An 8562-nucleotide genomic window follows, 5' to 3' on the forward strand; every position below is an offset into this window, starting at 1 on the left:
CAGGAGAGTGCGATGGACCTGAGTGCGCGCGCCGCGCAGCTGACGGGCGAGCGGCGTCCGTTCGTGCGCGCGACGGTGGTCCGCGCGCAGCAGCCGACGTCGGCGTCGCCGGGTGACCGTGCGATCGTGTTGGGGGACGGCACGATCGAGGGCTTCGTCGGCGGGCACTGCGCCCAGAACTCGGTGCGCGGTGCGGCGGCCGACGTCCTCGAATCGGGCGAGTGCCTGCTGCTGCGGATCCTGCCCGACGGCGGGGTCGACTACCCGGAGGCGCCCGGCGCGAGTGTCGTCGTCAATCCGTGCCTGTCCGGTGGCGCGATGGAGATCTTCCTCGAGCCGTGCCTGCCCGCCCCGATCGTGCGGGTGGTCGGCGCGACACCGGTGGCCGACGCCGTCGCGGACCTGGCCGGCCGCCTCGACCTGGACGTCCGACGCGGCGCCGAGCCCGTCGAGGACGAGACCGCAGTGATCGTGGCGAGCCTCGGCGGGGACGAGCCGACGGCGATCCGGGAGGCGCTCGACGCCGGTGCCGGGTACATCGGGCTCGTTGCCGGCCGGGTGCGGGGCGCCGCGGTCGTCGCCGAACTGGACCTGGATCCCGAGCAACGTGCCGTCGTGCACACGCCCGCGGGGCTGCCGATCGGTGCCCGCACTGCCGGCGAGATCGCACTGTCGATTCTCGCCGAGCTGGTGCGGGCGATCCGCGTCGAGCAGCTTCCCATCGGAAGTCGTTACGAGGCAGAGGAGACGGTCGCGGGGGAGATCGGGGCCGCGTTGACCGTGATCGACCCGGTGTGCGGCATGACCGTCACCGTCGTCGACGACACGCCGCACCTGCAGATCGACGGCGAGGACTACTGGTTCTGTGCGCCCGGCTGCCGCCGCACCTATGAGAAGGAGCGTGCGCGATGTTCGTGACCGGACTCGTCCTGGCGGCCGGCGGGTCGCGGCGTCTGGGGCGGCCGAAGCAACTGCTGCCGTACCGCGGCGCGACGCTGCTCGACGCCACTCTCGCCGTCGCGCGCGCGTGCCGGTTCCAGCAGTTGCTGGTGACCGTGCCCGGCTCGGCGGACGCGATCGAGGACCTCGTCGACCTGCGCGGCTGCACGATCGTGCACTGCCCCGACTCGGGCAGTGGATGCTCGGCATCGGTGAAGGCGGCCCTGACGGAGGTCGAGCCGCTGGCGTCCGGGATCGTGCTGATGCTCGGCGATCAGCCCGGTGTCACGCCGGCGACCGTGTGCGCGCTGGTGGCGCAGGGGCGGCTCGAGAACCTCGGCATGTGCCGCTACTCCGACGGCCCGGGTCATCCACTGTGGTTGGGGCGCAGCGTGTTCGGTGACATCGCCGAGCTGTACGGCGACAAGGCTGTGTGGAAGCTCTTCGACCGGGAAGCTGCCGACACGTTCGAGATCCCGGCCGAGGGCAGGATCCCCCTCGACGTTGACACGTGGGACGGCTACCGCGCACTGCTCGACCAGGACCGGGACGCGTCGTGATCGCTGCAGCCGCCCCCGGATTCGCGGACATCGAGGATCTGACGCGGCGGTTCGACGCGCAGGACTACCTGCTCGACGAGGGCACCGCGACGGCGCTGTACCTCGCGCTGCGCCTGGGTCGACCGCTGCTGCTCGAGGGCGAGGCGGGGGTCGGTAAGACGACGGCGGCCAAGGCGCTCGCCGCCGCGCTGGGCACCCCGCTGGTGCGGCTCCAGTGCTACGAGGGTCTCGGTGCCGACGAGGCCCTGTACGACTGGAACTACCAGCGTCAGTTGCTCGCGGTGCGGCTGTCGGAGGCGCACGGGGAGCGGCTGCAGGAGGCGGACCTGTTCACCGAGCAGTTCCTGCAGGAGCGTCCGATCCTGCGGTGCGTCCGACACCGCGGTCCGCTCCCGCCGGTCCTGCTGATCGACGAGATCGACCGTGCCGACGACGAATTCGAGGCGCTGCTGCTCGAGTTTCTCGGCGAATCCTCGGTCACCGTCCCCGAACTGGGTACGTTCGTCGCCGAGCAGTCGCCCACCGTGGTCCTGACGTCCAACCGCAGTCGAGACCTGCACGACGCGCTGCGCCGCCGCTGTCTCTATCACTGGATCGACTACCCGGCGCCCGCGCGGGCCGCCGCGATCCTGCGCCGCACCGTGCCGGGCGCCGACACCGCTCTGATCGCCGACGTCACCGATTTCGTGGCGTCGGCCCGGTCCCTCGACCTCGACAAGGCGCCCGGGATCGCGGAGGCCATCGACTGGGTGTCCGCGCTCGCGGCGCTCGGGGCGGCCGACCTGGCGCCGACCGCCGCCCTCGCGAGTCTCGGGGCGATCGCGAAGACCCCCGACGACCGCGTCGCGCTGGCCGAGGCGGTCGGCGAGTACGTGGCCGGCCGGACAACCCAGTGACAGCACCGACAGCACCGACAGGACCGACAGGACCGAGAGGACCAGCATGAAGATCGCAGACGAGTTCACCGTCGATGCACCGATCGACCGGGCGTGGGAGGTCCTCACCGATCTCGAGGGCATCGCGCCGCTGCTGCCCGGCGCGACGATGACCGGACGGGAGGGCGACGACTACCTGGGCACCGTGAAGATCAAGGTCGGTCCGGTGACGAGCGAGTTCGCCGGGCGGGCGTCGTTCGCCTCGAAGGACGAGCAGTCGCACACCGCGGTGATCGATGCGCGCGGCAGGGAGAAGCGCGGCAGCGGCAACGCGGCGGCGACGATCACGGCCCGCCTCCACGAGGACGGCGGCGCCACCCGCGTCACCGTCGACACCGACATGAAGATCGTCGGCAAGCTGGCCCAGTTCGGCAGCGGCATGATCGCGCAGGTGTCGGAGAAGCTGATGGGGCAGTTCGCGGCGTCGCTCGAGGACAAGCTCGCATCCGACAGCGCGGAGCCGGCCGCCCCGAACGACGTCGTGCCGATACCGATGCCGGTCGGTTCGGCAGCGCCACCGGAGGTGCAGCCCATCGACCTGATCGAGCTGGCCGGCGGGTCGACGGCCCGGCGCGCGCTGCCGTGGATCGTCGCGGTCGTCGCAGCCGTCGTGGTCTTCACGATCCTGCGATCACGACGGACGTGACCGGGTCGGCGGCACTGCTGCGCGGCATCGATCTGGCCGCGTTCGCCGTCGCGCTCGTCACCCGCGCCCGCCGCGCCGGCGTCGACGTCTCGGCGAGCGGCGCCGCCCGGTTCACCGAGGCGCTGCGGGTGCTGCCGCCCACCGACCGGCGCCGGCTGTACTGGACCGCACGGGTCAGCCTGGTCGGCCGGCACAGCGACATCGAGCGGTTCGACGCGGTGTTCGCGGCGGTGTTCGACGACGCGGTACTCGCGCTCGACCCGGCCGCGCGGGCGTCGGTCTCGAACACGAGCCGGACGCGCGCCGACGGAAGGTCCGGCGACGGGGGAGCGTCGGCCGGGCCCCGACGGCGTGCCGCGCCGCCGTGGGCGACCCTCGACGACGCCGCCGCCCCGGTGCCGGATCGGAGCGCGGACGACGGGGCGACGGCGGTGACGCTGCGGCTGCCGAGCCCGCTCGAGGCGATCGCCGACGAACCGTTCGGACAGCTGCGCGACGACGATCTGCGACTGCTGGGGCGTTGGCTCGAACAGACCGAGCCGAACTGGCCCCGCCGGCCGAGCCGCCGCCGCGAACCGCACCGGCACGGCCGGGTCGATCTGCGCGCCACGATCCGCCGGGCCCGCGGCACCGGCTTCGAGCCCGTCCGCCTGGTCCGGTGCCGACCGCGCGAGCGACCCAGGCGGATCGTCCTGCTGTGCGACGTGAGCCGATCGATGCACGGCTACGCCGACGTGTACGTGCACCTGATGCGGGCCGCGGTGGTGCGGGGCAACGCGGAGGTGTTCGCGTTCTCCACCCACCTGACCCGGCTGACGCCCGTCCTCGCGCACCGCAGCGCGGACGTGGCCGTCGCGCGTGCCAGCGAGCGCGTCGTCGACAGGTTCGGGGGAACACACATCGCCGGCAGCCTCGCGGCACTGTTGTCCTCGCCACACGGAAGTGCGCTGCGCGGTGCCGTCGTGATCGTCGCGTCGGACGGCTGGGACAGCGACGAGCCTGCCGATCTGGCCCGGGCCGTCGCCCGGATCCGGCGGCGGGCCCACCGGGTGGTGTGGCTCAATCCTCGTGCGGCGGCACCAGGATTCGAGCCGGCCGCAGGCCCGATGGCGGCGGCGTTGCCACATTGCGACCACTTCCTCTCGGCGCACACGATCGCCACGCTCGGGGAAATGTTGACGACCGTCGCCCGGAGCGCCGGAGTCGCGCGCGCCCGCGACTCGGGTGAGGGGTAAGTCCGACAGATTGTCGTAGGTCCTACCCTTGTCGGTATGGCAACACCCCTGCGCGAGCAGTCCGACCACGCTCCCGTCAGTCACCCCCGAGCAGGATCCAGCGTCATCTACGCGGTCAGCGGTGTCCTCGCCGGGGTCGTCGCCGCGCTGGTCGTGGCGCTGTCCGCGTCCCAGGCGCTGGTATTGATGGGCATCCCCGACCCGGGACCGTTCACCACGTACGGCCTACCCGCGCTGCGCGCGGCCAGCGAGGTCGCGGCCGTCATCGCGGTCGGATCGCTGCTGTTCGCGGCGTTCATGGTGCCGCCCCAGAAGTCGGGCGTCCTCGACGTCGACGGCTACCGCGCGGTCCGGACCGCCTCGGCCGCGGCATTCGTGTGGGCGCTGTGCTCCGCGATCCTGGTGCCGCTGACCCTGTCGGACACGTCCGGCCAGCCGTTCTCGGAGGCGGTGAAGCCGGCCAACCTGTTCTCCGCGATCGGGCAGGTCGAGACCGCCGTCGCGTGGCAGTGGACCGCGATCCTCGCCGTCGTGCTGGCGGTGCTGTCGCGGATCGTGCTGCGCTGGTCGTGGACGCCCTTCCTGTTGGCGCTCAGCGTCGCGACGATGATGCCGCTGGCACTCACCGGACACTCGTCGTCCGGCGGTTCGCACGACGTCGCGACCAACAGCCTGATCTGGCACCTCGTCGGGGCGGCGTTCTGGGCCGGCGGCCTGTTCGCGCTCCTCGCGCACGCCCGTCGGCGCGGGGCCTACACCGACGTCGCGGCGCGCCGGTTCTCGTTCGTGGCGACCATCTGCTTCGTCGCGATGGCACTGAGCGGTGTGATCAACGCGCTCGTGCGTCTGCCCATCGACGACCTGTTCACCACCACGTACGGCCGCCTCATCGTCGCCAAGGTCGTCGCGCTGGTCCTGCTCGGCGTGTTCGGGTGGATGCAGCGACGACGGGCCCTGCCGGCGCTCGCCGCCGACCCGGAATCCCGCGGCGCGCTCATCCGGTTCGCGGGCGCCGAGGCACTCGTGTTCGCCGCGACGATCGGCATCGCGGTCGGCCTGGGCCGCACCCCGCCGCCGCCGCCGGCCTCTCTGCCGACGCTCACCGAGGTGGAGATCGGTTACAACCTCGACGGCCCGCCGACCTTCGCGCGATTCGTCCTGGACTGGCGCTTCGACCTGGTCTTCGGCACCGCCGCGATCATCCTCGCGGTGCTCTACATCGTCGGGCTGCGCACGCTGCGCAAGCGCGGCGACAGCTGGCCCGTCGGTCGCACGATCGCGTGGATGTGCGGCTGCGCCGTGCTGCTGATCGGGACCTCGTCCGGTGTCGGGCGGTACGCCCCCGCGATGTTCAGCGTCCACATGGGCGCGCACATGGCACTGTCGATGCTCGCGCCCGTCCTGCTGGTGCTCGGTGGCCCGTTCACCCTCGCGCTGCGGGCGATGCGACCGGCCGGCAAGGACGGCGTGCCGGGGCCCCGGGAGTGGCTGCTCGCGTTCCTGCACAGCCCGATCTCGCGGTTCCTCACCCAGCCGATCATCGCGTCGGTGCTGTTCGTCGGCGGCTTCTACGCGCTGTACCTCGGTGGCATCTTCGGTGCGAACGTCGACAGCCACACCGCGCACCTGCTGATGAACGTGCACTTCATCCTCAGCGGGTACCTGTTCTACTGGGTCGTCATCGGCGTCGATCCGTCGCCGCGGCAGCTGCAGCCCATCACCAAGCTGGCGATGGTGTTCGGATCGCTGCCGTTCCACGCGTTCTTCGGCATCGCACTGATGAGCATGGGCGAGGTCATGGGTGCGACGTTCTACCGCTCGCTGGGTCTCGGCTGGAACGCCGACCTGCTCAAGGATCAGCAGCTGGGCGGTTCCATCGCGTGGGCCACCGGCGAGGTCCCGCTGGTGCTCGTCATGCTCGCGCTGCTGGTGCAGTGGTCGCGCAGCGATCAGAAGACCGCCAAGCGCGTCGACCGGGCCGCCGACCGCGACGACGACGCCGACCTGGCCGCGCACAACGCGATGTTCGCCGAATTGGCCCGCCGTGACCGGGAGGCCGGTCTGTAGCACACCGGCACGACACGAACAGCCGGCGAAGGCCGCTCCCGCGCCGGGTTGTGGACACGACTTCGGTTCGTCCACAGATTCGCCCCGACCCGGATCAGGGCTCGAATCCACGGCATCGTCGAACGCACCGTCCCGATCGGGCGGTGCGTTCGCCGTTTCGGGGACGCGACGAGGACGGATTCGCGAGGGGGAAGTCGATGTACGAGACACACGGCACGGTGGTGGGCACCGTGATCACCGACCCGGTCAAGCGGGAGACCACGTCCGGTGAAGAGGTCATGAGCTTCCGGATGGCGAGCAACGTTCGCCGGCGTGACCGCGAGACGGGGGAATGGACCGACGGCGGGACGCTGTACTTGACTGTGAGCTGTTGGCGCAGGCTCGTGCAGGGGGTGGGGGCGTCGCTCATGAAGGGCGACCCGATCATCGCGCACGGCGAGCTGCGCACCAACGAGTACAAGACGCGGGACGGGGAGCCGCGCTCCGACCTCGAGATGCGCGCCACCTCGATCGGACCGGACCTGGCCCGCTGCACCGCCAAGCTCGACCGGTCGTGGCGCTCGCGCGGTCCGGCAGGGTCCGGCGGGGCCGACGAGTCGACCGCGCAGCCCGACGAGGCGGAGGAGGTCCCGGACGACGGGCAGCGCGACGTCGACGATGCGGTACCCGCGCTCGCCGGATAGCGGACGTGGGAATCGCGCGGTTCGGGGGTGGTCGGGTGTCGTTGTCTGCGAAGGTGATTGCGGATCGGTATCGAGTGACGGCGACCACACGGGAGGGTTCGATGGGCTGCAGGACACGGGGGAAGCCAGGCCGAACGTTGGCGTTGCTCGCGGTGGTGGCCGCGGTGACGTTTGCTCCGACCACAGCATCCGCCGGCGGTCTGCCCGCCGGACAGGAGCCCGGGAGCGTGCAGACGGTGGAGGCGCTGCCGCCCGAGCTCGGGCTGCCCGGCACCTCGGCCGCCTACCGGATCACCTACTCGACGCGGGACGCCGCGGGGCATCCCGCGCCGAGTTCCGGGGTGGTCTTCGTGCCGGCGGGTGCGGCACCGGCGGGCGGCTGGCCGGTGCTCTCGTGGGCGCACGGCACCGTCGGTCTGGGGGACGCGTGCGCGCCGTCGCGGAATCCGCGGTCGGCCCGCGACGCGAACTATCTGGGGCATTGGCTCTCCCAGGGGTATGCGATCGTCGCCACGGACTACATCGGGCTCGGCACGCCCGGTGTGCACCCGTACCTCGAGGGCGACTCCGAGGCGACCGCCGTGATCGACATGGTCCGCGCCGGCCGCGCGGTGGTGCCCGAACTGTCGTCGCGGTGGATGGCGATCGGTCAGTCCCAGGGCGGCCACGCCGCACTGTTCACCGCGAACCAGGCGACCCGCTACGCGCCCGAACTCGACTACCGAGGCGCGGTCACCACGGGTGCGCCGTCGAACCTCGAGAATGTCTTCCCGTTCGGCGGGCCGTGGATCCCGGATCTCGGGCTCGACGGGCTGACGGTGTTCACGAGCTACATCCTCGCCGGTATGCGCGCGACCATGCCGGAGGCCGACGTGAACAGCTACCTGACTCCGGCGGGACGAGAGATCGTGGATGCTGCCGAGAACCTCTGCTACGAGGCGCAGGCCGAGAAGGTGAAGGGAATATCCGTCGGAGCACTGCTGAGCCGTCCCCTCGGCGACCCCGAGTTCCGGGCGGCCCTCACCGAGTATCTCGCGGTACCGACCACCGGGTACGACCGATCACTGTTCATCGCGCAGGGCCTGCTCGACACGGTGGTCCCGGCACCGCTGTCGTTCAAGCTCATCGCCGATCTGCGACTCGCCGGTGTCGACGCGACGTACATGACCTACCCGACCAACCACGACGGGACGATGGCTGCGTCGCTGCCCGATTCGACGCCGTTCGTGCGCCAGCGGCTCTGACCAGGGAAGGGCTGTACCGCTCTCCCCGCGCGAAACCGCTCGCGCGGGGAGAGGCGCGGGGCGGGCGCGGTAGGCTGGCGGTCGAGTCGTACGTTCTCGCAGCCGGTGAGCTGCGCATTTCCGTTCCAGATTGGAGCCTTTGGGTGGCTGAGTTCATTTACACGATGTAGATGCGAGCCCCCACGCCCGACCTTTGCGTTTCGCTCCAGTGCTGGTCAGCGCGTTTTCTGATGTCGCACTTGTCTCGAAGTTA

Annotated in this window: 8 protein-coding genes; all 8 read left to right on the forward strand. The window is 71.2% G+C overall.

Features of this window, described 5'->3' with window-relative positions:
* Positions 1-12 precede the first annotated feature (12 nt).
* The 8 genes from DEU38_RS25135 (at position 13) to DEU38_RS25170 (ending at position 8309) form a co-directional block, all read left to right on the forward strand.
* Positions 13-918, forward strand: a complete 906-nt coding sequence (locus DEU38_RS25135) for an XdhC family protein (protein WP_114724100.1) — start codon at positions 13-15, stop codon at positions 916-918.
* On the forward strand, positions 909-1499 hold the full coding sequence (locus tag DEU38_RS25140) for an NTP transferase domain-containing protein (protein ID WP_114724101.1): 591 nt from the start codon (positions 909-911) through the stop codon (positions 1497-1499). Before DEU38_RS25135 ends, DEU38_RS25140 begins: the two co-directional genes overlap by 10 nt.
* Complete coding sequence (locus DEU38_RS25145) at positions 1496-2395, forward strand: MoxR family ATPase (RefSeq protein ID WP_258558153.1); 900 nt, start codon at positions 1496-1498, stop codon at positions 2393-2395. Before DEU38_RS25140 ends, DEU38_RS25145 begins: the two co-directional genes overlap by 4 nt.
* Positions 2396-2441: 46 nt before the next feature.
* Positions 2442-3080 (forward strand): SRPBCC family protein, encoded by a 639-nt coding sequence (locus DEU38_RS25150; protein ID WP_114724102.1) that lies wholly within the window; start codon positions 2442-2444, stop codon positions 3078-3080.
* Positions 3077-4315 (forward strand): VWA domain-containing protein, encoded by a 1239-nt coding sequence (locus DEU38_RS25155; protein WP_114724103.1) that lies wholly within the window; start codon positions 3077-3079, stop codon positions 4313-4315. The genes DEU38_RS25150 and DEU38_RS25155 overlap by 4 nt, the downstream gene beginning before the upstream one ends.
* Before the next feature lie 36 nt (positions 4316-4351).
* Entirely contained in the window at positions 4352-6382 is a 2031-nt protein-coding gene (locus DEU38_RS25160; protein ID WP_114724104.1) for a cytochrome c oxidase assembly protein, read from the forward strand.
* 197 nt (positions 6383-6579) lie between these two features.
* On the forward strand, positions 6580-7065 hold the full coding sequence (ssb, locus tag DEU38_RS25165; protein WP_114724114.1) for a single-stranded DNA-binding protein: 486 nt from the start codon (positions 6580-6582) through the stop codon (positions 7063-7065).
* A 101-nt stretch (positions 7066-7166) separates the two neighbouring features.
* The gene (locus DEU38_RS25170; RefSeq protein WP_114724115.1) at positions 7167-8309 is read left to right on the forward strand and encodes a S9 family peptidase; all 1143 of its coding nucleotides are present in this window, start codon (positions 7167-7169) and stop codon (positions 8307-8309) included.
* Positions 8310-8562: the final 253 nt, after the last annotated feature.

This window comes from Rhodococcus sp. AG1013 (assembly GCF_003350365.1).
Classification (GTDB): domain Bacteria; phylum Actinomycetota; class Actinomycetes; order Mycobacteriales; family Mycobacteriaceae; genus Prescottella.